Source organism: Cryobacterium sp. Hh38, from assembly GCF_004403235.1.
GTDB lineage: Bacteria > Actinomycetota > Actinomycetes > Actinomycetales > Microbacteriaceae > Cryobacterium > Cryobacterium levicorallinum.
In genome coordinates, this window is sequence record NZ_SOHD01000042.1 from 281,170 (window position 1) to 304,626 (window position 23,457).

Sequence of the window (23,457 nt, forward strand, 5' to 3'; positions counted from 1 at the left end):
CATGACTCACATACTCTCCACGCGGCGGCGTTTCGCGACGCCCCCGGAATTGCCCGAATCGAATCGCACCGGAGCGCTTCGATCAACACCCGGCCTGGCCTGGCTGCTCGATCGCGCCCCGCGCCGACCCGAACCCACGCCCACCGACCTGGCGCTGGCACGAGCCCGCAGCGAGCTGGCCGTCGACACCTTTCTGGAGACGCTGCCCGAACATTGGGCGGCATTCACCTCGCCTGCCCTGACCGGCGACGGCCCAAGTGCGGCGTGGCTCATCGTCGGCCCCGGCGGCGTTTTTGCGCTGCACGCGCAGCTCTGCGACGGGCGGATCGCCTGGGTGTATCGCCAGACCGTGCACGTCGCGGGGCGTCGGGCCCCCGACCTGGCCACCGCCGAGGCTGGCGCGCAACGACTCACCACGCTGCTGCGCGGGCGGGTACCGCTGCGCACCGCGGTGCAGCCCGTCGTTGTCGTGCTCGGCGCCCGCGCGCTCTGGGCCCCGGGCCAAACTGGGCAGAGTTGGGCGGCGCCGGGTCGTCCTGCTCCGGTGGCGGTTCTCGGGGCGCGCGCTCTGGGCCACTGGCTGGCTTCCCGGCCGCAGGTGCTGCGTCCGATCGAACGCATGGAACTGGCCGCCGCCATCGACAACCCGCTGACCTGGGGCATCCGTCCGTCTATCCTGCCGCGGCCCGGTACCGTGCGGAATTAGCGCTTTTTGGGCCCGTTTCCCTTCGCGGAGAGCAGGCGCGCCCGCACCGAGAACGCGCCGCCGATCACGAGTGAAACGACGGCCGCCGGCAAAATGAAGTCGACGAACTGATTGCCCGAGATCAGGTTGCCCACCAGCAGCAGCACGGCCATCCCGCTGAAACCGAGGCCCGCGATGGCGCAAACGTTGAAAGTCAGGTGTTTCACGGGGCAAATCCAATCGGTGGGGTGACTGTCAGGCTAGCCGACCTTGGCCTATTTAGTGGGGGAGGCGCCGGTCGGGGTCGTACCCCTATATTGACAAGCGGATGCTCCGCGCCAGCCTCGCGCGCCACTTCCTCAACCGGTCTGAGAATTACTCCGATTTACTAACCAATGTCGCGCGCCGGCCGACTGTTACCCCTGAACGGGGACTCCTCGGCGACAGAATGGTATCGGGCGAAAGCCCGAGGTGAGGCGAGAACGTGATCAACGCAACGCTGGGCAATGGTGTGCACGCTGGCGACAGCGAGCCGGCGCCAGTGGTTTTGGCGGTGCCGGCCGTGTCGATGCTGCCCTGTTCTGACCCGTCACCGGCCACCGGGCGGTTCGCCGGGCAATCCCTCGTGGAAGAATTGTTGCGGCAACAGGAGGATCGCGCTCCGCGCTCCCGGCTAGCCCGCACCCTCGGTCTCTCCCCGCTCGATGCCAATGGCCTGGCCTGGTTGCGCGCGGTACAGGCCGAGATGGTGGTGGGCGAGATTCTCGCCCGGCTGCCCGAGGGCTACAGCGTCTTCCACTCGCTGCCCATTCGCAATACCGCGTTCTGGGTGGATCACCTCATCGTCGGGCCCGGCGGAATTTTCGCGCTGAGCTCCAAAACACGCTGGGATCACGACCTGACCGGGTCGGTGCGCACGATTCCGGTCGGCGATCACACCATGCCCTACCTGCGCGATGCGCGGTTCGAGTCGACTCAGATCACGGCACTGCTGGCCGGGGCAATGCCGGCAACGGCCGTGGTTCAGCCGATGATCGTGCTGGTCAACCCGCATAAAATTCGGCTCAATCGCAAGCCCGACGTCGTGACCGTCATCGATTCGCCCAGGCTGCGCCGGTGGCTGGTGGGGCGTCCGCGGCAATTTAGTGCGGAGCAGCAGGCGACCCTGACCGCGGTCATTGACGACCCGACCACGTGGCACACGCCGGTGCGAACGAGCGCGCCGGACCACCTGCACGCACGCTTCACCGCGCTCGAACAGGAGGTTTCGGCCGCCGGCGTCCGGCGCACCACGTTCACGGTTCTCGCCGCCGCCTTGGGCGCCAGCCTGCTGGCGATCGTGACACTGCCCGTCATCGTCTCCGCCGTCCAGTACCTCGCCGCCCCCTAACCCGAGTGCCGCGCGCCGTCCGCGGCTGGCCCTGATGGCGCCGCGGACGGCATAACTCCTGCAAATTGTGGTCGGCCGCAAGCGGATGCGCCGAATTCCGCCCAACTTTTCTGCCGCTCCTCCAAATTGCAGAAGTTGTGACCTGAAGCGGGGTGCGATGGTGGCTAGATCAGCAAATCGGGACCACCGGCAGCCTGGTGTCCGGTGTTTTCGGGCCACCGCCTGCATGATCGACCCAGAGATCCTGATTTAGCCACCATGACGGCGCAAGATTTAGGCGAGGCGCTCGAGAACGGTGCCCTCGCGCATCCGTTCGACGCGCACGACGTGGTCACGCAGGTCGCGCACGCCGCGCGGGATCGCGAGTTCGGCGACATCCTGCCCCTTGGTCGCGGCGTGCGACCGGGTCGGATGCTGATAGTCCGCGATCGACCGAAAGGTGTCGCGCCCGCGCGGCTCTTTGCTGTGGCGCTGAGCGAAGCCGGAGTTGATCGTGCTCAGCTCCATCTCGTCTTCGTGCGCCGCGACCAGGCTCTTGGTGCTCAGGGTGATCACGGTGTGGGCATCATCCCGATACGACCGGGCCTGCAGAAGTTCCTGCAGAAAGCGTGGCTGCAGGTGAAAGAACACCCGGTCGTTCAGCGCGGAGTACCACTCGGCGAGCGTCATATCGTCGAGGGCATCCTCCAGCGACGGCTCGTGAATCGCCTTTTGATGACGGATGACCGCGGTTCCGAATTCCGCATGCTCGAGCACGCGTGACTCACCGCGCCGCTTGCCCAGAATTGCCACCTGCGGCGCGCCCTGTTTGACTCCCCAGCGGGTCACGAGCGCGGCCGGACTGAGCAGCCCGTGGCGCTCGATGGCTGGCCAACTGCCATCGGCGGCCACGTGGTAGAGCTCGGGGTACAGACGGATCAGATCGCGGGACAGCACAGTTCGAGAGTACTCGCCGCCCGTGCCGCCTCGGGTCGTCCGACTAGTTCAGCCAGCCAGGTCCAATGTCGCGAGCACCGTGCGTCCGCTCGCTGCCGCGCGCGGCGCCATATCCACGAGCGCGATCTGGGCCAGCACGAGCTCATCGCCCGCGTGCACGCGCCGATGCTGCTTGACCGTGACGTGCGCCCGAAACTCCGGTCCCGAGAAGGCCTGCTCGTTCGGGGCTGTGGCCAACGGGAGCAGCGCTTCGACCAGCCGGTCGTGCAGTCTCGTCAGCGAAGCGTTGTCGTCAATGAGTGTCACCGGAATATCGTGTCGGCGGCCAAACAGGGCGTCCGGCCCGACTGCCACAGTGAGCGCCGGAAACCCAGCCATCGTCGCGGCAATGACCTGCGCAATCTCGCTGGGCGCAGCATCCGTTTTGAAGGGAGCGAGCACGGTAATGTGCAGCGGCCAACTCCCGACGGTGAAGCTCTCGCCGGTCTGCAGCGGAGTGAGCGGCAGAACGACAACGAGGCGGGGCATGCGCCGAGTCTAGACGGCGCCGGACTGCCCGACCTGCCGTGCAGAACAGCGGAGATTTTCGTCAGAATCGACTTAACAGCTCTCGGCACTGAGACCAATATTCTCCGCAGCCGTGCAGGCCCCCATGTATAACCGCCGCGACGCCCCACGAATCCGCGTATTACCGGCCCCGACGAGTCGGCAATCTCGCGCGACCCGCTCCTGGAGCGGTACAACTGAATCATGACGAGTTCACCTCTGATTCTGGGACCGATGATGCGCTACGTCGATAATGTCTCGGCGAGCATCTGGTTAGAGACTCGAAATGCCGGTCGGATCGTGGTCACCGCGGCTGGTCGTTCCTGGGCGGCGCGTACCTTCGCCGTGCATGCACACCACTACGCCCTCGTGCACGTCGACGGTCTGCACCCCAACACGACCCTGCCGTACACGGTGGAGTTCGACGGACGTCCGGTCTGGCCCGATTCGAAGTCCTCGTATCCGGCGGCGGTCATCGCGACGCTCGGCGGCGGGCATCCGCTTCGGATGTCTTTTGGATCCTGCCGCACCAGTGTTTCCCATGACGAGGACGGCAACCGAAGGCATGGCGTTGACGCTCTGCGGGCCTGCGCTTTGCGCCTGGCCTCGCCCGACAACGACGTGCCGCGCCCGGATCTGATCCTCTTTCTGGGCGATCAGGTTTATGCCAACCTGACTACCGAGGAGATGCAAAAGTTCATCAGGGCGCGGCGTGATATCACGAAGCCTCCCGGCAAAGAGCTGGCAGATTATGAGGAATACGCGCACCTCTATCGCCTGGCCTGGTCGGACGAGGCCAACCGCTGGCTGCTCTCCACAGTGCCGACCGCGATGATTTTCGACGACCACGACATTCGCGACGACTGGAATACCTCGCAGAGCTGGAAGCGCCAAATGGAGGCGACGTCGTGGTGGCGGGGCAGGATCATCGCGGGGCTCGCCTCCTACTGGGTCTATCAGCATCTCGGCAATATGTCACCCGCCGAACGAGCCGACGATGACATCTGGCGCCTGATCGCTGCCCACGATGGCCCGGATGAACTCGACCTGAGCGTCGCGCTCGACGCATTTGCCGAACGGTGTGACCAGCAGCCCACCAGCTACCGATGGAGTTATTGTCGAGACATCAGCGGTGTTCGGCTGATCGTGGTGGACTCCCGCGCAGCCCGCGAACTCGACCCGGCCCGGCGGGCACTTCTGGACGAAGACGAGATCGGCTGGCTCGATGAGCGGATGCGAGGCGGCTTCCGCCACCTTTTAATCGGCACCTCGCTGCCGTTTCTGCTTCCGCCCGGCCTCCACCACCTGGAATCCTGGGACGAAGCCATTTCCGAAGGAGCCTGGGGCAAGCCGGCCGCGCGGGTCGGCGAACGGCTGCGTCAGCTGGTCGACCTGGAGCATTGGGGCGCCTTCCAGCGCAGCTTCCGCGAGGTGGCACGGATGGCCACCGAGGTGGCCGACGGCCGACGCGGGATGGCGCCCGATACGGTGACGTTCCTGTCGGGCGACGTGCACTACTCCACCGTTTCCGAGGTCGAGCGAACCTCGGGGAGCCGCATCGTGCAGGCCGTCTGCTCGCCGATTCGCAATCCGCTCCCCATGGCCATGCGATCGTTCTCCGCCGTACTCGCCTACGGCATCGCCACGCGACTGAGTGCCCGGCTGGCTCGTTCCGCTGGAGTCGCGTCGCCGCCGTTCCGCTGGGCGGGCATCAAGGGGCCCTGGTTCGACAACTGTCTGGCGAGCCTCGACGACACCTCCGCCGGCCTCACCATTCGGTGGGAGAAGGGAGTCGTCCGGGCCGGCGACCATCGGCATCCGCTGGTGGAGAACGTGGCAACAATCGTCCTGGAACCCCGGATGCAGTGAGACGGCCCGCGTCTTAGTCCGGCGATACCCCGACTGTCAGGAGCAACTGGGGCTGGGACTGCTCGACCCAAGTACCCAATACCGTGGCGGCATCCGTTGCGAGGGCCCTGGCAGATGTGCCGTCGAGTACCCGCACGACGGTGACGCGCAGGGCGCCTGCCGTTGCGATCGTGGTGCCCGCCGTAGAGACGGTGTCGATGGTCGCAGCACCCTGCGGAACGGGGGTTCCGGGGGTGCCGCTGCCGCGCACGGTAGCGGTCGGTGCGACCGGAATGAGTTCACCGTTCCCTTGCGTGAATTGGTCGGCCTGCTGCGCGCCGGTCAGGGCTGCGGCAGCGACCGCCGCCAGATAGACCGGGTCGCCGGTGGCGTCGTAGACCCAGCGGTCACCGAGCACGGAGTGGGACATAATGCCGACGAGCTCATTCTCGCCACCCTCGAGTGGCGCGCCGCGATAGGTCAGCGGAATCTGCAGCAGCGGCCCGGTACCAAAGCGCACCAGGATGGTTTCGATGCCGACCCCTCCATCAGGATCGTCGAAGCGGAAGGATGCGACGCGCTCCACCTCGGCCCCAACGTCGCCCACAAACCACGTTTGCGTCGGAGCCCACGCGGCGATGAGCTCAGACTTGGAGGGCCGCAGGACGGCGTCGTAGAGAAGTGCCATAGCTTCGATCGTAGGGGTCGGGGCGCAACCCGCACCAGCTAAGCCCTTTTCTGGTGGCCTCCGAGAGCGCGTGCGCTCGAAAGCTGCTCGAGCGCACGGCAGGCCGGCCGCGTGCGCCAGCAGATTTCGGCCGCGCAGATCCCGCCGCCTTTATAAGCGGATGCTGCGCGCGACCGCCCGCCGCGCCGCGGCCACCACGTTCTCCACGGTCACCCCGCGCAGCGCCGACGGCCGACCATTCACGCTCAGACGGCCACGATCATTTCCAGTACAGCCGCCGTCACGGCGATTCTCTCGCCCGTGGCAGCAGTCGCCTTCATGAATATTCGAAAAACTCCGATCGAATCAGGCTGGATTGCGGGACACCACTGCCTGACGATGCGCATCGATGAGCTCCAGGGTGGCCCAAACCAGCGCGAGCATGCCCACGACGAGGGCTCGCAAGAGTGCGGACCCAGCTCAAGGGTGGCTGTGTGCACCGGCGCTGCGAGATCCCCGGCAGCACGGCTCAGCTGGGAATCATCAATTCCGAAGGCCGCCGACGAGGAACTCGGCGGGAGCCCGCCAGGGAACGTTTGCCGTGCCCGTGAACGGCGGCACCGCTCGTTCTGAAACGCGGCTCCGGCTGCGGTCGAATGCGCCCAGAACTCCCTGGGCGACGAATTATGGTCACGGAAAGCAACTTACACATCGATGACGACCTGGGGCACAAACCCACGAATTGGCCGCATCCACGGTCAGGTGCAGCAGGCGGTTGGACTCCACGCGTCCGGGCGCATTGGGAACATCGTGATGCGCTGGGGCGAATCGGTAGGAGTGGCGAAGCGAGCACATTCGTTGACCCCGAGAGCTGTTACGCCTACGATGATATCCACCACACAATAATAAAATTTCACCATGCGAAAATTGGTCAGAGAGGACCTAATCGTGGATAATCTTGCTGTGCTCAGCCTTCTGGCGTTGGCACCAATTCTTGTGGTGGGCGTACTGCTCGCCGGATTCCGGTGGCCTGCCAAATACGCCATGCCACTGGGCTATATCGCCGCGGTAATCGTGGCCCTCGCGGTGTGGAAGATGGACTTTCGGGGAGTCATCGCGGCCTCCCTCGAAGGTGTCATCACGGCCGCAACCCTGCTGTACATCGTGTTCGGGGCGCTTCTGCTGCTGTCAACGTTGACCGTCGGTGGAGCAATGGCCACCATCCGCGGCGGATTCAACAATATCTCGCCCGACCGGCGCATTCAGGCGGTCATCATCGGCTGGCTATTCGGAAGCTTCATCGAGGGAGCATCTGGCTTCGGCACGCCAGCCGCGGTCGTCGCCCCACTGCTGCTGGCGATGGGCTTTCCAGCGATGGCCGCCGTGATGGTGGGCCTCATTATCCAGAGCACACCGGTGAGCTTTGGAGCAGTGGGCACGCCGATCATCGTGGGTGTCGGCGGTGGGCTCGGCGGTGATCCGGCCGTCGCCGAGCGAATCTCCCTGCTAGGGGTGACGATGCCCGAGTTCATAGCGTCGATCGGCTTTCAGGTGGCCTCGATCCACGCGATCGTTGGCCTGCTCATCCCGTTGATTCTGGTGTGCATGCTTACCGGGTTCTTCGGTCCAGAGCGGCGCTTCCGCGACGGACTGGCCATCTGGCCATTCGCGCTCTACGCCTCGGTCGCTATGACGATTCCCTCCGTGCTCGTGGCCCGCTTTCTCGGCCCGGAATTCCCCTCGTTGTTCGGCGGCCTCTTCGGACTGATCGTCGTGATGTTCACGTCAAGTAGGGGCTTCCTGATGCCGAAGAAAACCTTCGACTTCGGCCCACGAGCCAGTTGGAGCCCGCGTTGGATGGGCACAATAGAACCGGCGGAACCCGCCGCATCCGTTCGCCGCATCGGCATCGTGAGCGCCTGGTCACCCTACGTGCTGATGGCCGTATTGCTGGTCGGCAGCCGGGTGATTACACCGGTCACGGAATTCCTCACCGGTATCGCCATCCCGTTCAACAACATTCTCGGCACCGACATCTCCACCGCCGTGCAGCCGTTCTACTCGCCAGCCTTCCTGCTCATTCTGGCATCGCTGTTCGCGTATGGACTTCATGGCATGAATGGCCAACAGATTCGCGAGACGTGGAAGGTATCGGGCAGGCAACTCGCTGGAACCGCCGTGGCCCTGCTTTTTGCCGTGCCGCTCGTGCGCGTGCTGATCCAGTCGGGGCCGGAGCTCAACGCATCCGGTCTCTCGAGCATGCCGGTGACGCTCGCTGAGGGCGCTGCCGCCATCTCGGGCAGCTCGTGGCCGTTCATCGCCCCATTTATCGGTGCGCTCGGAGCCTTCGTCGCCGGTTCCAACACGGTGTCCAACCTTACGTTCTCGCAGTTCCAGTTCTCCACGGGCAACGCCATCGGGGTGAACCCGGAGCAGGTGGTGGCTGCCCAGGCCGTCGGCGGCGCTGGCGGTAACCCGATCGCCATCCACAACATTGTGGCCGCGTCAGCCACGGTGGGGCTGCTCGGGCGCGAGGGCGACCTGCTGCGCAAGACAATTCTCGTCACGCTGTACTATTGCATCGCCGGGGGAGCGATCTCATTCATCTTTATCTACGGGCTCGGCTTCAACCTCGGCACGATCATGCTCGTGCTGCTGATGAGCACGCTCGGATTCATCGTGCGGTGGATGCTGCGCCAGAAGGCGGCCGTGCTGGCGCCCGAACCTGAGCGCGTCTAAGTCAGTCAGGCGAGAGCGGGCGGCAGCGGAGACATCCGTTGTCGCCCGCTTTGTCGTGCCAGGTGAAACAGACGACGGCTTGTGGACCCGCGCGCGTCAGACCCCAGCACACGAAAAACCGGAGTAGCTGCGTGCAGCTACTCCGGTTTTGCGCCCTGGAAGTTACGGTCGAGTGACCTCTTCGAGCAGTTCAAGCACGTGCCGGTACGGCTTGCCGGTGGCACGGGTCATGCCGAGCTCGCAGGTTCGATTGCACGAAGCGTGCGCCACGGCGTCCATGGCGAGCACGTCAGTGGCCTGGGCCTTCGTGGCCGATTTGGTGAGCTCCGGGTGCAGCATGCCGCGGTCGCCGGCAAAGGCACAGCAGCCCCAGTTCTCGGGTATCTCAACGTGCTCGGCCACGCTGGAAGCCACGGTCTGTAGGGCAGCGTTGGCGCCCATCCGTGTTGACGAGCACGTGGGGTGCAGCGCGAGTGACTCGATCTTCACATATTCGGGCAGGCCGGGCAGAATGCTCGTTGCGGCGAACTCGACCGCGTCCATGACCGTCAGCGGATGCTCGCTCCGGTCACCCTCGATGATGTGCCGCAGCCCTTCGGTGCATGAGGAAGCATCACAGATCACCAGCAGCTCGCCGTCGCGGGTCGCGGTGCGCAGGGCGGCCAGGGTCTTCGCCGCGATCGTGGCGAGTCCGCGGGTCATACCCTTGGAGGCCCACGGGGTACCGCAACAGAGCGCGTCGATGCCGTCGGGCACGAGTAGGGTCACGCCGGCACGCTCGCAGAGCTGCTCGAAACTGTATTGCGTGCCGGGAGTTCCGGCAACGGCCGGACCGAACATCGTTTGCACGCAGGCGGGAAAGTAGACGGCAGCCGGCGCCTGGCGCGGGGCAGGGCGCATCCGCTCGGTGGCAACTACTGCATCAACCATGGTGATTCTCCTTCTGGGATTGACCGGAGTGGGCGTGGCGGGGTCGGCCCCCGCCGGGCAGGTCGGGCGAGTAGAGGGGCACGGTGTCGGTGCCGAGCACGGTGCGCGCGAGGCGGTTGGGGCCGAGTACGAGCGGCACCGGAACCGAGGCGATCGCCTTGAGAGCGAGCCCCGCGCCGCGAGTGACCGTGCCCCAGTTGTTGGCGGCCACATTCCACAGCGCGCTTTCCAGTGGATTCGCCTCGTCGTGGCGCAGCCTCTTCATGAGGTCGCCGGTGTTGATGTTGACCGGGCAGGCCGTTTGACACATGCCGTCGGCGGCGCAGGTCTGCACGGCGTCGTACTCGTAGTCTTTCTCCATCTCGGCCACGAGAGCGAGATTACCGTCGAGCCTGGCCTGTTCGATTGCACGCAACGATACGATGCGCTGCCGCGGCGTGAGCGTCACGTTGCGGCTCGGGCACACCGGCTCGCACCAGCCGCACTCGGTGCAGCGGTCGACCTCTTTCGCCACGGCCGGGATAGCCTTGAGATCTTTCAAGTGGGCGTTCGGGTCGTCGTTGATGAGTACGCCGGGGTTGAGCATGCCAGCCGGGTCGAAGAGCACCTTGATGCGGCGCATCACGTCATAGAGCTCGTCGCCGAACTGGCGCTGCACATACGGCGCCATTACGCGCCCGGTGCCATGCTCGGCCTTGAGCGAACCGCCTTCGGCGAGCACGAGGTCGACGAGATCTTCGGTGAACCGGCTGAACCGCTCGAGACCCACGGCACTGCCGAAATCGTCGGTGAGCATGAAGTGCACGTTGCCGTCTTTGGCATGACCGAAAATCATAGAGTTCTCATACTCGTACTTGGCGAACAGCCGAATGAGCTCCATGCAGGTGCGGGCGAGCGCTGGCACCGGAACCACGATGTCTTCGAGCAGGGCGTTCGTGCCCTGCGGCCGGGTACCGCCCACAGCCGGAATAATCCCCTTGCGCAGGTACCACAGCTGGCCGCGGATGCCGGCATCGGTCGTAAAATCGGCTGGCAGGGTGAGACCGAGCGTGTTGACGGTCTGCATGCCGATCGCGAGCATCTGCGCCAGTTTCTCTGGCGACTCGGCGTGGTACTCCACGAGCAGGGCGGCGTGCTGGTCCACCATGAGATCGACCACGATCGCGGGCGCCCCCGGCATCTTCTGCCCCACAATGAGCGAGAGCGCGTCCATGAGTTCCAGGGTGGCCGCACCGGTCGCTACCAAGGCGGGCAGAGCGGCGGTGGCCGCCTCGAGCCCGGGAAACACGAGCAGGGCGGTGGTGACGTGCGGCAGTTTGGGAACCGTTCGAAATATCGCCTCGGCCACGAATCCCAGCGTGCCCTCGCTGCCCACGATCAGGTGCGCGAGCATATCCACGGCACGGTCGAAGTCGAGCAGCGAGTTCACGCCGTAACCCATGGTGTTCTTCATGGAGAATTGCTGACGAATGGTGGCGACGGATGCCTCGTTATCGCGGGTGCGCCGCGCGAGTTCGAGCAGGCCGTTGTATAAAACCGGCTCGTGCTTCAGCAACTGCTCATCGGCATCCGCTGCCCCGGTGTCGATGACCGTGCCGCTTGGCAGCACCACGGTGACCGATTCGAGCGTCTGGTAGGTGTTGTCCACGGTGCCGCAGGCCATGCCGGAGGAATTATTCGCCACGACGCCGCCGATGGTGGCGGCGGATTCGCTCGCCGGGTCGGGTCCGAACTTGCGCCCGTACTTGGCGAGGCGGGTGTTGAGCGCCCGCACCGTGACGCCCGGCTGCACGCGCACGCGCAGGCCGTCGTCGAGTACGTCGATGTTCTTGAAGTTCCGGCGCACGTCGACCAGCACACCGTCGGTGATGGCCTGGCCGCTCAGGCTGGTGCCGCCCGAGCGAAACGTGAGGTGCACGCCCTGCGCGGCGCCGGCGCGCAACAAGGCGCCGACCTCCGCGGCATCCGTGGCCACCACCACGGCCTGGGGAATAAGCAAAAAGTGTGAGGCATCGTGGGCGTTCGCGTGGAGGTCGAGTGCCCGAGTTTTCACCCGAGCCGGGTCGCCAACGGCGGCACGCAGCGCGCCGAACATCGCGGTGCCAGTCTCGGAGCTAACGGTTGTTGTACTCACAAAAACTCCCTTGTTTTCGACGTGCACGTGCAAACAGACTATTCGGTGGCGCTGACAATGAGCGAGAGCGAGGTGGGCGCATCGGCCGCTGTCACGGCCAGGTCTTCGAACTCGGTTACGGCGTCGATCTCGGCGGCGGCCATCGAGATATTTGTGACCCGCTCGAGGATAATTTCGACGACAACGGGAACCCTGAACTCGACCATCCACGCCTGGGCCTGCGCGAACGCTGCCTGCAAATCGTCGGCTTCGCGCACCCGGATGGCCTTGCAGCCGAGGCCCTCGGCCACCTTGAGGTGGTCGACGCCATAGCCCTCAAGTTCGGGCGAATTGATGTTCTCGAACGCGAGCGACACCTGGTAATCCATATCGAAGCGGCGCTGCGCCTGACGGATCAGGCCGAGATAGGAATTGTTCACGACGACATGTATATACGGGATGTGGAACTGGGCACCCACCGCGAGTTCTTCGATCATGAACTGAAAGTCGTAGTCGCCGCTGAGCCCCACGACCGTTTTCGACGGGTCGGCCACGGCCACGCCGAGGGCGGCGGGAAGCGTCCAGCCGAGTGGCCCGGCCTGGCCGCAATTGATCCAGTGCCGCGGGTGGAAGACGTTCAGAAATTGTGCTCCCGCAATCTGCGACAGCCCGATCGTGGTCACGTAGCGGGTTTCGGTGCCGAATGCCCGATTCATCTCCTCATACACGCGCTGCGGTTTTATCGGCACGTTCTCGAAGTGCGTCTTGCGCTGAAGCGTGGCCTTGCGGTGCGCGCAGTCTTCAACCCAGCTCTCCCAATCGGGGAGGGCGTTGGCGGCCTTGCGTTCGCGTGCGAGCTCAACCAGACCGCGCAGTGCTGCACCGGCGTCGGAGACGATGCCAAAGTCCGGCGAGAAAATCCGCCCAATCTGTGTGGGTTCAATGTCGATGTGGACGAATGTGCGGCCCTTCGTATATGTGTCGAGGCCACCGGTGTGCCGGTTGGCCCAACGGTTACCGATGCCGAGTACGAAATCCGATTCGAGCATGGTTGCATTGCCGTAGCGGTGCGACGTCATCAGCCCCACCATGCCGGCCGCGAGCCGGTGGTCGTCGGGAATGCTGCCCCAGCCCATCAGCGTGGGAATCACCGGAATATTCAGCACCTCGGCCAGCTCGACCAGCTCCGCCGAGGCGTCCGCGTTTATCACGCCGCCGCCGGCGATGATCACCGGGCGCTTCGCGAGCAGCAGCATGTCGAGCGCCTTTTCGAGCTGGGCAACGGATGCTGCGGGCTTGGCTACCGAAAGCGGCTCATAGGTGTCGATGTCGAATTCGATCTCGGTAAGTTGCACATCGATCGGCAGGTCGATCAACACCGGGCCAGGGCGGCCGGAGCGCATCAGATAAAACGCCTTCTGGAAGACGCCGGGAACCTGCCCGGCCTCGAGCACTGTAACGGCCATCTTCGTGACGGGGGCCGCGATGGAGGCGATGTCGACGCCCTGAAAATCTTCCTTGTGCAGCTTGCTCACCGGAGCCTGGCCGGTGATACAGAGAATGGGCGTGGAATCTGCCCACGCGGAGTAGAGGCCGGTCAGCATATCGGTGCCGGCCGGTCCGGAGGTACCGATACACACGCCGATGTTTCCGGCCTTCGTGCGCGTGAATCCCTCGGCCATGTGCGAGGCACCCTCGACGTGGCGGGCGAGGATGTGGTCGATGCCGCCGTGGGCGCGCATGGCCGAGTAGAACGGGTTGATGGCAGCCCCCGGTACACCGAAGGTCTGGGTGGCCCCCTCCTTTTCGAGGATGGCGACGGCAACGTCTACTGCGCGCATTTTAGACATGTGATTCTCCTTGAATCTGAAAAGTTGGTGTTCAGGCGTGCGAGCGGCCGGACATCTGCTCGACCAACAGCAGCAATGCGGAGTGGTCGAGCGAGCCGTGGCCTTCGGCGCGCAGGGTGCCCATTAGCTGGGCCACCATCGAACCAAGCGGAATGGCGACGCCGGCCGCGCGGGCCGCTGCGGTGACTATGCCGAGGTCCTTGTGGTGCAGGTCGACCCGGAAACCCGGTTCGAACGTGCGCGCCACCATACCTGCGGCCTTGCGGTCCAGGATGCGATTGCCGGCCAGCCCGCCAGCCAGAACCTTGACGGATGCTTCGGTATCGACCGAGTGCGCCTCCAGAAACACGAGCGCCTCGGCGACGAGCTGGATGGTGCCGGCGACGATGAGCTGGTTGGCGGCCTTGACCGTTTGGCCGGATCCAGCCGGACCGACGTGGACCACGGTGCTGCCCATAGCGTCGAGTACGCCACGGATGGCCTCGACGTCGGCGAACTCCCCGCCGACCATGATCGACAGGGTGCCCTCAATTGCGCCGGCTTCGCCGCCGGAGACCGGGGCGTCGACGGGCTTGAGCCCGGCGTCCCTCGCAGCTCCGGCCAGGCGAACGGCAACGTCGGGCCGGATGGTGCTGGCGTCAATCCAATAGGCGCCGGCCGGCGTATGGGCGAAGACACCGTCCGGGCCGCTGACGACGTCTTCGACATCGGGCGAGTCTGGCAGCATCGTGATCACGACGTTGGCATCCCGCACGGCGTCGGGGATACTCGCCGCGCCTCGACCGCCCGCGGCGACCAGCTCGTCAATTCGTGCCGAACTGCGGTTGAAACCGACGACGTTGTGGCCAGCCTTCACGAGATTGATTGCCATGGGCAGGCCCATTATTCCCAGGCCGATGACGGCGACATTATTCATTTTATTTGTCCTTTTCTCAAGGGTGTTGGATGCGCAGCGGTCGGTTAGGCGGTTTCAAGCCAGGCAAACGGATTTGTTGCGACCGTCTTGTATTCCAGCCCGATGGGGCCGTCATAGCCGAGACCGTGACTGTGCGCGAGCCATTCGTGAATGGGTAGCGTGCCCGTTCCTGGTTCGCCGCGCCCGGGTGCGTCGGCAATCTGGATGTGTCCGAATCGGTGCGCGTGCTCGGAGATCACGGCCTCGACATCGTCGCCGTTGACGGCCAGGTGGTAAAAATCGGCGAGTAGTTTGATGTTCGTGTCGCCGCTCTGGATGCTCACCCGTTCGATCACGGCCAGCACGTCGGCCGCCGTGCGCAGGGGATACTTCGGTGCCCCGCTCACCGGCTCCAGCAACACGGTGCCACCGATCGGGGCGACGAATCGTGCGGCGAGGGAGAGATTTTCGATAGCGAGCTCATCTTGTTCCTCTGGGGCAACGCCGTCGATACGGTTTCCGTAGAGGGCGTTGAAGGACGTGCAGCCGAGGTGCCCGCCGATGCCAGCGGCGACGGCCAGATTGTCGCGAAACTCGTCGGATCGGGCTGGCCAGGACACCAGACCTCGATCACCGGCCGGCATGTCGCCGGCCGCAAAGTTCAAACCGGTCAGTCGAACGTCGGCATCCGTGATTGCGTTCTCAAAGTCGGCAATCTGCGTTTCGGTGGGAACGGCGGCGGCAAAGGGCCACCAGAACTCGACCGCGTCGAATCCGGCGGCTTTGGCCGCGGCTGGGCGCTGGAGCAACGGCAGTTCGGTCAGCAGGATGGAGCAGTTTACGGTGTACAGCATGGGGGCGTCCTCGCTCCTCGAGTTGATGATTATGCGACTTGATTCCACCAAGTTTCGTATTGTGGAAGTTAGTTTCTGTTATATGGAAAGACTACGGTCAGTGCGGCCCGGCGTCAACTTCTGTGTAATCTGGGTAACCTGGCGATATTTCCACAATGCGGATATCCGTTGCCACGTATGGCCTGGAGGCATAAAGATGGCAGAACGCACGGCTGGCAGCGGTGTGCAATCCGTGGAGCGGGTTTTTGAACTCCTCGAGCTGATCACGGCCGCTGGCGGGCAGGTGATGCTGAGCGAGCTCGCGGCCTCCACCGAGCTGCCCCTGCCGACCATTCATCGGCTGCTGCGCACGCTGGTGGCGAAGGGATACATTCGTCAGCTCGCCAATCGGCGTTACGCGCTGGGCCCAGGTCTCATTCGCCTCGGAACGGCAGCCAGTAAGCAGCTCGGCGCCCTGGCTGGGGCCCAACTCCGGGCCCTTGTCGACCAACTGGGGGAGACGGCGAACATGGCTGTTCTCGATGCCGACATGGCGCTTTACATCGCCCAGGCTCCATCCAAACACTCCATGCGCATGTTCACGGAGGTCGGCCGACGCGCGCATACTCATGCCACAGGAGTCGGCAAAGCGATTCTGGCCCAGCTGAGCGATGACGCCGTGCGCGCCATTGTGGCCAGGGCTGGCATGCCCACTCCCACGACGATGAGCATCGGCAGCGTGAACGATCTCCTGGCTGACCTGGCCCGAATCCGGGAACGCGGCTACTCCATCGACGATGGTGAGCAGGAAATTGGTGTGCGCTGCTTCGCGATGGCGGTTCCGGATGCGCCGACGCCGACCGCCGTCAGCGTCTCCGGGCCGGTGTCCCGGGTCGATGATGCGTTTGCAGAACTCGCCATTCCCGCGCTGCGCGCCGCCGTGGAGTCCATTTCCCAGGACCTGAACCCGGTTGCCTAGATTTATTTGTGGGTCAGGGCTCGGACATGTGTCGTGAGTCTATACAGCGTTGGTCACCTCCACAGAACTAACAGCCGAGCTCGCGGTCGATGCGGCTCAGGCGCGCGAGCGATGCCAGGTAGCCGGCATCGTCGATGCCAGCCAAGCTGCCAAGGGCCTGCACCGCCTCGCGATCATTGCTCCCCATCTCGGTCGCGCACCAGCGGCGCAGCAGCTCGGCGTCTCCGCTTGCACGAACGGATGCTCCGACCGCGCTTGTGAGTTCGGCGCGCAGCGGTTCGATGGCCCCGGCGGTCGACCTCACCAGCAGTGGGGCAGAGTACGCCGCGAGGGCCGCGGCAACCTGGCCCTCGCGCACGAGCCGCAGTACCCGCCCCACGTCGGACGAGCCTCGCAGGGTGGAGCCGAGGCGATACGGCGTGGACTCCAGTGACTCGCCGAGCACGTGGCGAATACGGTGCATCTCGATGCGGATGGTGGCGGCTAAGCCTGTTTCCCCGTGAATGGCGTAGGCAAGTTCGTCGGCGCTCCATCCGCGATCCCGTGAGTCGAGCAAGGCCAGAATCTCCGCGCGGCGCAGCGAGAGCGGCACTCGGCGTCCATCGCCGCCGACCACCCCTGGGCTATCACCGAGCAGAGCGAGCGATGCCACGGAGGTGGGCGCAGACGAGGCCACCGACAAGACCGCAGTTGAGCGCCCAGCAGTCATCAACTGCGACCCGCGCCTGAGTTCTCGTCGCGCCGCCCGCAACAACTCCTCGGCGAGCCGCACCCCGCACTTCACCATGCGCATGCTGTCGGCCGTGACCGTGTTGAGTGGCCCGGATACATTCAAGACGCCGATGACCGCGCCGCTGTCCGCGTCCCGAATCGGTGAAGCTGTGCACGCCCAGTCGTGGTGAGTGCGCACGAGGTGTTCGGCCGAGAATAACTGTGCGGCGCGCCCACTCAGGACGACTTCGCTGATCGCGTTCGTTCCTACCCCGGCCTCGGACCAGTCAGCGCCCTCGACGAACTCGAGCCTGTCGGCCTGCCGCAATGCCGCGCGGCTGCCGACCCGCCACAGCACCTCTCCACTCGCGTCGGCGAGTACGAGCAGATGCTGCCCATCAGAGCTCTCATCAGAGAGAAGCTCACTGAGGGCTGGCATCACGGCCTCTAGTGCATGGCCGCGGCGCAGCGCAACGACGTCGGCCACCTCGTGCAGATGCCGGGGCAGGTGTCGGTCGGGGTCGATGCCCGCAGCCAGCGAACGCTGCCAGGATTCCCAAACCTCGGTGCTGATCCCGAGCGGGGGCGAACCGGCCAGTGTTACCTCATGGGCCGCGCGCAGCATCCGTTCGTATTCATGGGGGGAGGAGAAACGCTGGTCAGCAGTGAGAACGGTGGTGTTCGGGCCGTGGGTCATGCGATGTCTCCTCCATTGGATCCGACGATGGCGCCAAGCAGGAGCACCGGGTGTAACGCCTGTGTAACCCCTGCGGCCGTGTACTTGAACATACAGGTCGCGTCCGACAATGGGCTCACCTTCCGCTAGCTCACAAAGGAGTGACATGCCCGATTCACCGACCACCGTGGTCGAAAACTGGCTCGCCCGGTTTGACTCCGCGTTACAAAACCGCGATATCGATGGCGCAGTGGCGTTGTTCGCGGACGAGTGCTATTGGCGCGATTTCGTGTCGTTTACCTGGAACCTGAAAACTCTCGAGGGCAAGGCCGACATAGAGCGGATGCTCGCTGTCACCCTCGACGAAGTGCGCCCGTACAGCTGGGCGCTCGCCGAACCCGCAACCGGCGCGGCGGGTGCCGTCGAAGCGTGGGTGACCTTTGAAACCGGCCAGGCCCGCGGCTATGCGCACCTACGGCTCAACGATGGCCTGTGTTACACCCTGCTCACCACGATGCAGGAACTCAAAGGCTTTGAAGAGAAGAAAGGCCGAAACCGCGACCAGGGCGTCTCCCACAAAATCACAAAGGGCCGCACATCCTGGCTCGAGAACAAGACGGCACAGGAGGCGCGCCTCGGCTACGAAGAGCAGCCCTATTGCGTCATCGTGGGTGGTGGGCAGGGCGGCATTGGCCTGGCTGCCCGCATGCGCCGGCTCGGTGTTCCCACGATTGTGATCGAGAAGAACGCGAAGGCCGGGGATTCGTGGCGCAACCGCTACAAGTCGCTGCATCTGCACGACCCGGTATGGTACGACCACCTGCCGTACCTGAAGTTTCCCGAGGACTGGCCGGTCTTCGCCTCGAAAGACAAGATCGGCGACTGGCTTGAGCACTACACGAGCATCATGGAGGTGAACTATTGGTCGAGCACCGAATGCACTAAGGCGGCGTTCGACGAGGACGCCCAGGAGTGGGTCGTGCAGGTTGTGCGAGACGGCACTCCGGTCACCTTGCGACCCAAGCAACTGGTTTTTGCGCTTGGTGTCTCGGGCTACCCAAATACGCCGGTCTTCGATGGCGCTGGGTTGTTTGAAGGGGAGCAACACCACTCGTCGAAGCACCCGGGAGGAGGGGACTATACCGGCAAGAAGGCGGTCGTGATCGGGTCCAACAACTCGGCCCACGACATCTGTGCCGACCTCTGGGAGCACGGGGCCGACGTCACCATGGTGCAGCGCTCGTCGACGCACATCTCCCGCAGCGACTCGCTCATGGACCTTGCGCTCGGCGGCCTGTACTCTGAGCAGGCGCTGGCGAACGGGGTGACCACGGAAAAGGCCGACCTGCTTTTCGCGTCACTGCCCTACCGAATATTGCCGTCCGCGCAGATTCCGGTCTTCGAGCAGATGGCCGAGCGCGATGCCGACTTCTATGCCCAGCTCAGCGAAGTCGGGTTCGATTTGGATTTTGGAACGGATGGCTCGGGCCTGTTCCTGAAATACCTGCGCCGTGGGTCGGGATACTACATCGATGTGGGGGCATCGCAGTTGCTCATTGACGGTCGCGTCGCTGTGAAATCGGGCCAACTCGACCACATTACGCCCAAGTCCGTGGTGCTCGCGGACGGCACCGAGCTGGATGCTGACCTGATCGTGTATGCCACCGGGTATGGCTCCATGAACGGATGGCTAGCCGATCTGGTCTCGACAGAGGTTGCCGATCAGGTGGGCCGCTGCTGGGGTTACGGGTCCGATACGCCGAAGGATCCTGGGCCCTGGGAGGGTGAGCTGCGCAACATGTGGAAGCCCACAAACGTTCCTCAGCTGTGGATTCACGGCGGAAACCTGCACCAGAGTCGGCACTACTCGAACTACCTCGCGCTGCAGATCAAAGCGCGCATGGAGGGGCTCGACACTCCGGTGTACGAGCTGCAGGAGTCGCACTACACCCGCTGAACGGGCCGTGCCCGAAAGCTGCTCGCGCCCCCGGCAGGCCGGCCGCGCGAGCAGCTTTCGACCGCACGACTGATCCCAATAACGGATGCCGCCCGCCGGCCGGTAAGCGCTGGCTACGGCACCAGCACGATCTTGCCGACGTGAGTGGATGCTTCCAGCCGCCGGTGCGCATCTGCTGCACTCGCAAACGAAAACCGGCCGTCGATCACCGGTCGGAACTCGCCCGACGCGATCCACGGCCAGACCGCCGACTCCAGGGAACGCAGAATGGCGATCTTTTCGGCCAGCGGCCGCGATCGCAGGGTGGTGCCCCAATAGCGGGCGCGCTTCTGCATGAGGCGAAACGGGTCGAACGTGGCCGGTTCGCCGCTCTGGTTGGCGAGCACCATGATGCGCCCGTTCACCGCGACCGCCTCGATATTGCGCGCCGCATAGGCGCCGCCCATGATGTCGAGGATCACGTCGGCGCCGTGCCCGTCGGTGGCGGTGTTGATCTCGGCGACGAAATCCTGCTCGTGGTAGTTGATCAGAATCTGTGCCCCGAGGCTCGCGCACGCGGCGAGTTTCTCGGCGGATCCGGCCGTCACGGCCACACGGGCGTCCATGAGTCGGGCGAGCTGAATGGCGGTCGTGCCGATTCCGCTCCCGCCGCCGTGCACGAGCAGCGTCTCGCCGGGCGCGAGTTCAGCGCTCATGAACACGTTCGACCAGACCGTGGCGAGGGCTTCCGGCAGGGCCGCGGCGTCGATGAGGTCCATCGACAGTGGAACCAGCAGTGCCAGATCTTCGTGCACCACGGCTTCGGTGGCATACCCGCCGCCGGCGAGCAGCGCACACACCCGGTCGCCGACGCCGAACCGGGTCACGTCCTCGCCCACCTCGATGACCAGACCAGACACCTCCAGCCCCGGCCACTGCGGCGCGTCGGCCGGCGAGGGGTAGTGGCCCTGCCGTTGCACGATATCCGCACGGTTCACACCTGCCGCAGCCACCGCCAAACGGATGTCGTAGGCCCCGACAACGAGATCGGGCACCGTCGTCAGGGTGAGAGCTTCAGGACCACCGGGAGAGTTCACGATAATTGCGCGCATGCTCGCAGCCTACGCGTGGGGTACGACACGACCAACGGCGCCGAGGTGTCGGGCGGGCATCCGCTTCACCGATGCTTCGCCCCTATCGGGACGGCAGAACTCGGCGCATCATGGAATTGCGGCTCACGACTCTGACCGCTGAACAGGAGATTCTCATGAGTGCGACCGTTCTGCCCTCCATTGACCGCTGGTGGCCGCACCTTGACATCGACTTCAAGCACGAGATCCTGGCGAACCTGGATGCCCCTTTGAGCACGGAGGCGTTGGACGAAGTGGCCCGCCTGTGTGACGCGACTATCGAGCCAGGCCCGGCCGCCCTCTCCGATAGTGAGAAGGAATACATTCGCACCCAGATCGAAGTCGTCGACTGACGAAGACTCGAACTACCCGTGCTTCACTGCGTGAGCGGTGGCGGAGCGCCCGGCCCGAATGATCAGCACGATCAAAGCGAGCAGACTGGCGGCGCTAACGACGTAGAGCAACATGCCCCAGGGCGCGTGGTCTGCGCCCGAGACTAAAAAGGTGTCAGCGAGCGACATGCCAGGCCCGAAACCCGCGAAAAAGTGTCCGGGAGCTGCAAATACCAACAGCACCAGGTAGGCCGCGACCACCGGCCCGACCCGGCTGTTCATCCGTACGATCGTCACCAGCAGAACGACGGTGGCGAGCACGATTCCGCTCATGCCCCAGGCGAGAACCCAGTTCGCGGTGAGCGGCTGATCCGCGCGCGCCATCTCAGCGCGGATCTGCCCGAGCGTGGCGCCCGGAACTGCCGCCAACGGATTCCACACCAGAATCTGCAGGGCGCCCACAATCGCGTAGGCGGCCACGGCCGCGAAGCCCGCGGCAGCCGCCACGACGGCGCGGCGCGGTTGCGGTTTCACGGTGTTCTCCATGCCGCCAGCGTACCGATCATTCGGGCGCGGCCCGACCCTCCGAAGTTGGTGACGAACGGTGACCCTGGTCCGGCCGGATCAGCGCCGGAAGGCGAGTGCCGCGGCCCGATCGGCCTGCACATTTGCCCGGTGAAGTTCCTGATGGCCGGCCAGTTCGGGGCGACGGCGAATAATCAGCCAGACGACGCCGAGCCCGATGAACCACACCGGCGTCACGAGCAGCGCCTGCAGGGTATCGGCCTTCTGGGTGAGCGCCCAGATCAGGAAGACGAAGAACGCGAGCAGGACATAACACATGTAGACGCCGCCGGGCATTTTGAACTTGGAGGCCGCGTGCAGTGCCGGGCGACGCTTGCGGTACACGATGTAGCTCACCACGATGATGGACCACACGAAGATGAACAGTACCGATGCCATGGTCGTCACCACGGTGAACACGGCGATGATCGACGAGCTCGCGTACAGCAGAACAGCGGATACGAGCAAAAACATGCAGGAGAACAACAGCGCGTTGGCGGGCACCCGGTGGCGGCTCAGGCGTTGAAAACGCCCCGGTGCCGTACCCTCGACCGACAGCCCGAAGAGCATTCTCGATGTGGAATATAGGCCGGAGTTCGCGGAGGATGTCGCGCTGGTGAGCACGACGAAATTGATCACGGCTGCGGCCGCGCCGAGCCCCGCGAGGGCGAACATCGCCACGAACGGGCTCACATCGGCGGTGACCTCACGCCACGGAGTGACCGCCATGATCACGATCAGGGCCAGCACGTAGAACAGCATGATGCGAATGGGGATCGAGTTGATGGCCTTGGGAAGGTTCTTCTCCGGGTGCTGCGCTTCGGCGGCCGTCGTGCCCACGAGCTCGACCCCGAGGAACGCAAACACGGAGAGCTGGAAGCCTGCGATGAACCCCATCGGACCGGTCGGAAACATCCCGCCGTCGTTCCACAGGTTGCTGAAACTCGCCGGCGTGCCGCCGGGGGACTGGAACTTTGTGAACACCATCACGAGCCCCACGATGATGAGCGTGACGATCGCGACGATCTTGATCAGCGCGAACCAGAACTCGGTCTCGCCGAACGCCTTGACGCTCGTGAGGTTGAAGCCAAGCAGAATCAACACGGCACCGAGGGCCGGAATCCACAGCGGCAGATCGGGCCACCAGAAGCTCGTATACAGCGCGATCGCGATCAGCTCGGCGATGGCGGTCACGATCCAGCAAAGCCAGTACGTCCAGCTCGTGAAGAAGCCGGCCCACGGCCCGAGCAGGTCCCCAGCAAAGTCGCTGAATGACTTGTAGTCGAGATTGGAGAGCAACAACTCGCCCATGGCCCGCATGACGAAGAACAGCATGAAGCCGATGATCATATAGACGAAGATCACGGACGGCCCCGCGAGGGAGATGGTCTTTCCTGAGCCCATGAACAGGCCCGTTCCGATCGCGCCGCCGATGGCGATCAGCTGGATATGACGGTTCGAGAGCGATCGGGCCAGGTGTGGCTGCGTGTTCGGGGCGGGTCGAGTGTTGGTTTTCAATTGCGACATCGGAGTTACTTCCTTGTAGTCCAGGCGATTGACAGAGCGTCGGGTTCTTTCGAACTCTGAGACAAAGCGGGCAGCGGATGCCAGGGCCGGCCGATAGGCCCGCGCCCGGCATCCGCTACGCAGCGCTGCTAGAGCAGCACGTTGAAACAGCGCTGCAGAGCGCTTTGAAA

General features: G+C 64.6%; 18 protein-coding genes and 1 pseudogene. 7 read left to right on the plus strand and 12 right to left on the minus strand.

Features of this window, described 5'->3' with window-relative positions:
* The first annotated feature begins 1 nt into the window (after position 1).
* Complete coding sequence (locus E3T41_RS15465) at positions 2–706, plus strand: hypothetical protein (protein WP_092448871.1); 705 nt, start codon at positions 2–4, stop codon at positions 704–706.
* Here the strand turns inward: E3T41_RS15465 and E3T41_RS15470 are convergent.
* Entirely contained in the window at positions 703–912 is a 210-nt protein-coding gene (locus tag E3T41_RS15470) for a hypothetical protein (protein WP_092448870.1), read from the minus strand. The genes E3T41_RS15465 and E3T41_RS15470 overlap by 4 nt on opposite strands.
* A gap of 257 nt (positions 913–1,169) precedes the next feature.
* On the opposite strand from E3T41_RS15470, the gene E3T41_RS15475 reads away from it, so the two are divergent.
* On the plus strand, positions 1,170–2,075 hold the full coding sequence (locus tag E3T41_RS15475; RefSeq protein ID WP_092448869.1) for a nuclease-related domain-containing protein: 906 nt from the start codon (positions 1,170–1,172) through the stop codon (positions 2,073–2,075).
* Between the two features lie 273 nt (positions 2,076–2,348).
* Here the strand turns inward: E3T41_RS15475 and E3T41_RS15480 are convergent, their stop codons facing one another.
* A complete protein-coding gene (locus E3T41_RS15480) occupies positions 2,349–3,011 on the minus strand; it encodes a hypothetical protein (protein ID WP_092448868.1) in 663 nt (220 codons plus the stop codon).
* A gap of 48 nt (positions 3,012–3,059) precedes the next feature.
* The gene (locus E3T41_RS15485; protein WP_092448867.1) at positions 3,060–3,539 is read right to left on the minus strand and encodes a 2'-5' RNA ligase family protein; all 480 of its coding nucleotides are present in this window, start codon (positions 3,537–3,539) and stop codon (positions 3,060–3,062) included.
* 222 nt (positions 3,540–3,761) lie between these two features.
* Between E3T41_RS15485 and E3T41_RS15490 the strand changes: the two genes are divergently transcribed.
* Positions 3,762–5,426, plus strand: coding sequence for an alkaline phosphatase D family protein (locus E3T41_RS15490; protein ID WP_134479302.1), 1,665 nt, complete (start codon positions 3,762–3,764; stop codon positions 5,424–5,426).
* A gap of 13 nt (positions 5,427–5,439) precedes the next feature.
* Here E3T41_RS15490 and E3T41_RS15495 read toward each other — a convergent pair whose 3' ends face one another.
* Complete coding sequence (locus tag E3T41_RS15495) at positions 5,440–6,093, minus strand: hypothetical protein (protein ID WP_134479303.1); 654 nt, start codon at positions 6,091–6,093, stop codon at positions 5,440–5,442.
* A gap of 927 nt (positions 6,094–7,020) precedes the next feature.
* Between E3T41_RS15495 and E3T41_RS15500 the strand changes: the two genes are divergently transcribed.
* The gene (locus E3T41_RS15500) at positions 7,021–8,811 is read left to right on the plus strand and encodes an L-lactate permease (RefSeq protein WP_092448864.1); all 1,791 of its coding nucleotides are present in this window, start codon (positions 7,021–7,023) and stop codon (positions 8,809–8,811) included.
* 162 nt (positions 8,812–8,973) lie between these two features.
* On the opposite strand, the pseudogene E3T41_RS15505 reads toward E3T41_RS15500, so the two are convergent.
* The 4 genes and pseudogenes from E3T41_RS15505 to E3T41_RS15520 all read right to left on the minus strand — a co-directional run bounded on the left by E3T41_RS15505 (position 8,974) and on the right by E3T41_RS15520 (position 15,453).
* Positions 8,974–11,836: pseudogene (locus tag E3T41_RS15505) on the minus strand (FAD-binding and (Fe-S)-binding domain-containing protein).
* A gap of 77 nt (positions 11,837–11,913) precedes the next feature.
* Positions 11,914–13,704: a glyoxylate carboligase gene (gene gcl, locus E3T41_RS15510; protein ID WP_092448863.1), complete on the minus strand. Its 1,791-nt coding sequence runs from the start codon at positions 13,702–13,704 to the stop codon at positions 11,914–11,916.
* A gap of 31 nt (positions 13,705–13,735) precedes the next feature.
* On the minus strand, positions 13,736–14,620 hold the full coding sequence (locus E3T41_RS15515; RefSeq protein WP_092448862.1) for a 2-hydroxy-3-oxopropionate reductase: 885 nt from the start codon (positions 14,618–14,620) through the stop codon (positions 13,736–13,738).
* Between the two features lie 44 nt (positions 14,621–14,664).
* The gene (locus tag E3T41_RS15520; protein WP_092448978.1) at positions 14,665–15,453 is read right to left on the minus strand and encodes a hydroxypyruvate isomerase family protein; all 789 of its coding nucleotides are present in this window, start codon (positions 15,451–15,453) and stop codon (positions 14,665–14,667) included.
* A gap of 196 nt (positions 15,454–15,649) precedes the next feature.
* Here E3T41_RS15520 and E3T41_RS15525 point away from each other — a divergent pair, with 196 nt between their 5' ends.
* On the plus strand, positions 15,650–16,411 hold the full coding sequence (locus tag E3T41_RS15525; protein WP_092448861.1) for an IclR family transcriptional regulator: 762 nt from the start codon (positions 15,650–15,652) through the stop codon (positions 16,409–16,411).
* Positions 16,412–16,478: 67 nt separating this feature from the next.
* Here E3T41_RS15525 and E3T41_RS15530 read toward each other — a convergent pair whose 3' ends face one another.
* A complete protein-coding gene (locus E3T41_RS15530; RefSeq protein WP_134479304.1) occupies positions 16,479–17,819 on the minus strand; it encodes a transcriptional regulator in 1,341 nt (446 codons plus the stop codon).
* Between the two features lie 145 nt (positions 17,820–17,964).
* Here E3T41_RS15530 and E3T41_RS15535 point away from each other — a divergent pair, with 145 nt between their 5' ends.
* Positions 17,965–19,755 (plus strand): NAD(P)/FAD-dependent oxidoreductase, encoded by a 1,791-nt coding sequence (locus E3T41_RS15535; RefSeq protein WP_134479305.1) that lies wholly within the window; start codon positions 17,965–17,967, stop codon positions 19,753–19,755.
* Between the two features lie 113 nt (positions 19,756–19,868).
* Here E3T41_RS15535 and E3T41_RS15540 read toward each other — a convergent pair whose 3' ends face one another.
* Complete coding sequence (locus tag E3T41_RS15540; RefSeq protein ID WP_092448858.1) at positions 19,869–20,846, minus strand: NAD(P)H-quinone oxidoreductase; 978 nt, start codon at positions 20,844–20,846, stop codon at positions 19,869–19,871.
* Between the two features lie 155 nt (positions 20,847–21,001).
* Here E3T41_RS15540 and E3T41_RS15545 point away from each other — a divergent pair, with 155 nt between their 5' ends.
* Complete coding sequence (locus tag E3T41_RS15545) at positions 21,002–21,217, plus strand: hypothetical protein (protein WP_134479306.1); 216 nt, start codon at positions 21,002–21,004, stop codon at positions 21,215–21,217.
* Between the two features lie 12 nt (positions 21,218–21,229).
* On the opposite strand, the gene E3T41_RS15550 is transcribed toward E3T41_RS15545, so the two are convergent.
* Both E3T41_RS15550 and cycA read right to left on the minus strand, forming a co-directional pair.
* Entirely contained in the window at positions 21,230–21,742 is a 513-nt protein-coding gene (locus E3T41_RS15550) for a hypothetical protein (RefSeq protein WP_241991198.1), read from the minus strand.
* Positions 21,743–21,820: 78 nt separating this feature from the next.
* Positions 21,821–23,287, minus strand: a complete 1,467-nt coding sequence (cycA, locus tag E3T41_RS15555; RefSeq protein ID WP_092448856.1) for a D-serine/D-alanine/glycine transporter — start codon at positions 23,285–23,287, stop codon at positions 21,821–21,823.
* Positions 23,288–23,457 lie beyond the last annotated feature (170 nt).

Excerpts from the sequence above, each read along its gene's own strand:
- E3T41_RS15485 (WP_092448867.1), bottom strand. The coding sequence starts at position 3,539 with ATGCCCCGCCTCGTTGTCGTTCTGCCGCTCACTCCGCTGCAGACCGGC.
- E3T41_RS15490 (WP_134479302.1), top strand. The coding sequence starts at position 3,762 with ATGACGAGTTCACCTCTGATTCTGGGACCGATGATGCGCTACGTCGAT.
- gcl (WP_092448863.1), bottom strand. The coding sequence starts at position 13,704 with ATGTCTAAAATGCGCGCAGTAGACGTTGCCGTCGCCATCCTCGAAAAG.
- E3T41_RS15550 (WP_241991198.1), bottom strand. The coding sequence starts at position 21,742 with ATGGAGAACACCGTGAAACCGCAACCGCGCCGCGCCGTCGTGGCGGCT.
- E3T41_RS15540 (WP_092448858.1), bottom strand. The coding sequence starts at position 20,846 with ATGCGCGCAATTATCGTGAACTCTCCCGGTGGTCCTGAAGCTCTCACC.
- E3T41_RS15530 (WP_134479304.1), bottom strand. The coding sequence starts at position 17,819 with ATGACCCACGGCCCGAACACCACCGTTCTCACTGCTGACCAGCGTTTC.
- cycA (WP_092448856.1), bottom strand. The coding sequence starts at position 23,287 with ATGTCGCAATTGAAAACCAACACTCGACCCGCCCCGAACACGCAGCCA.
- E3T41_RS15495 (WP_134479303.1), bottom strand. The coding sequence starts at position 6,093 with ATGGCACTTCTCTACGACGCCGTCCTGCGGCCCTCCAAGTCTGAGCTC.
- E3T41_RS15515 (WP_092448862.1), bottom strand. The coding sequence starts at position 14,620 with ATGAATAATGTCGCCGTCATCGGCCTGGGAATAATGGGCCTGCCCATG.
- E3T41_RS15525 (WP_092448861.1), top strand. The coding sequence starts at position 15,650 with ATGGCAGAACGCACGGCTGGCAGCGGTGTGCAATCCGTGGAGCGGGTT.
- E3T41_RS15520 (WP_092448978.1), bottom strand. The coding sequence starts at position 15,453 with ATGCTGTACACCGTAAACTGCTCCATCCTGCTGACCGAACTGCCGTTG.
- E3T41_RS15545 (WP_134479306.1), top strand. The coding sequence starts at position 21,002 with ATGAGTGCGACCGTTCTGCCCTCCATTGACCGCTGGTGGCCGCACCTT.
- E3T41_RS15535 (WP_134479305.1), top strand. The coding sequence starts at position 17,965 with ATGCCCGATTCACCGACCACCGTGGTCGAAAACTGGCTCGCCCGGTTT.
- E3T41_RS15465 (WP_092448871.1), top strand. The coding sequence starts at position 2 with ATGACTCACATACTCTCCACGCGGCGGCGTTTCGCGACGCCCCCGGAA.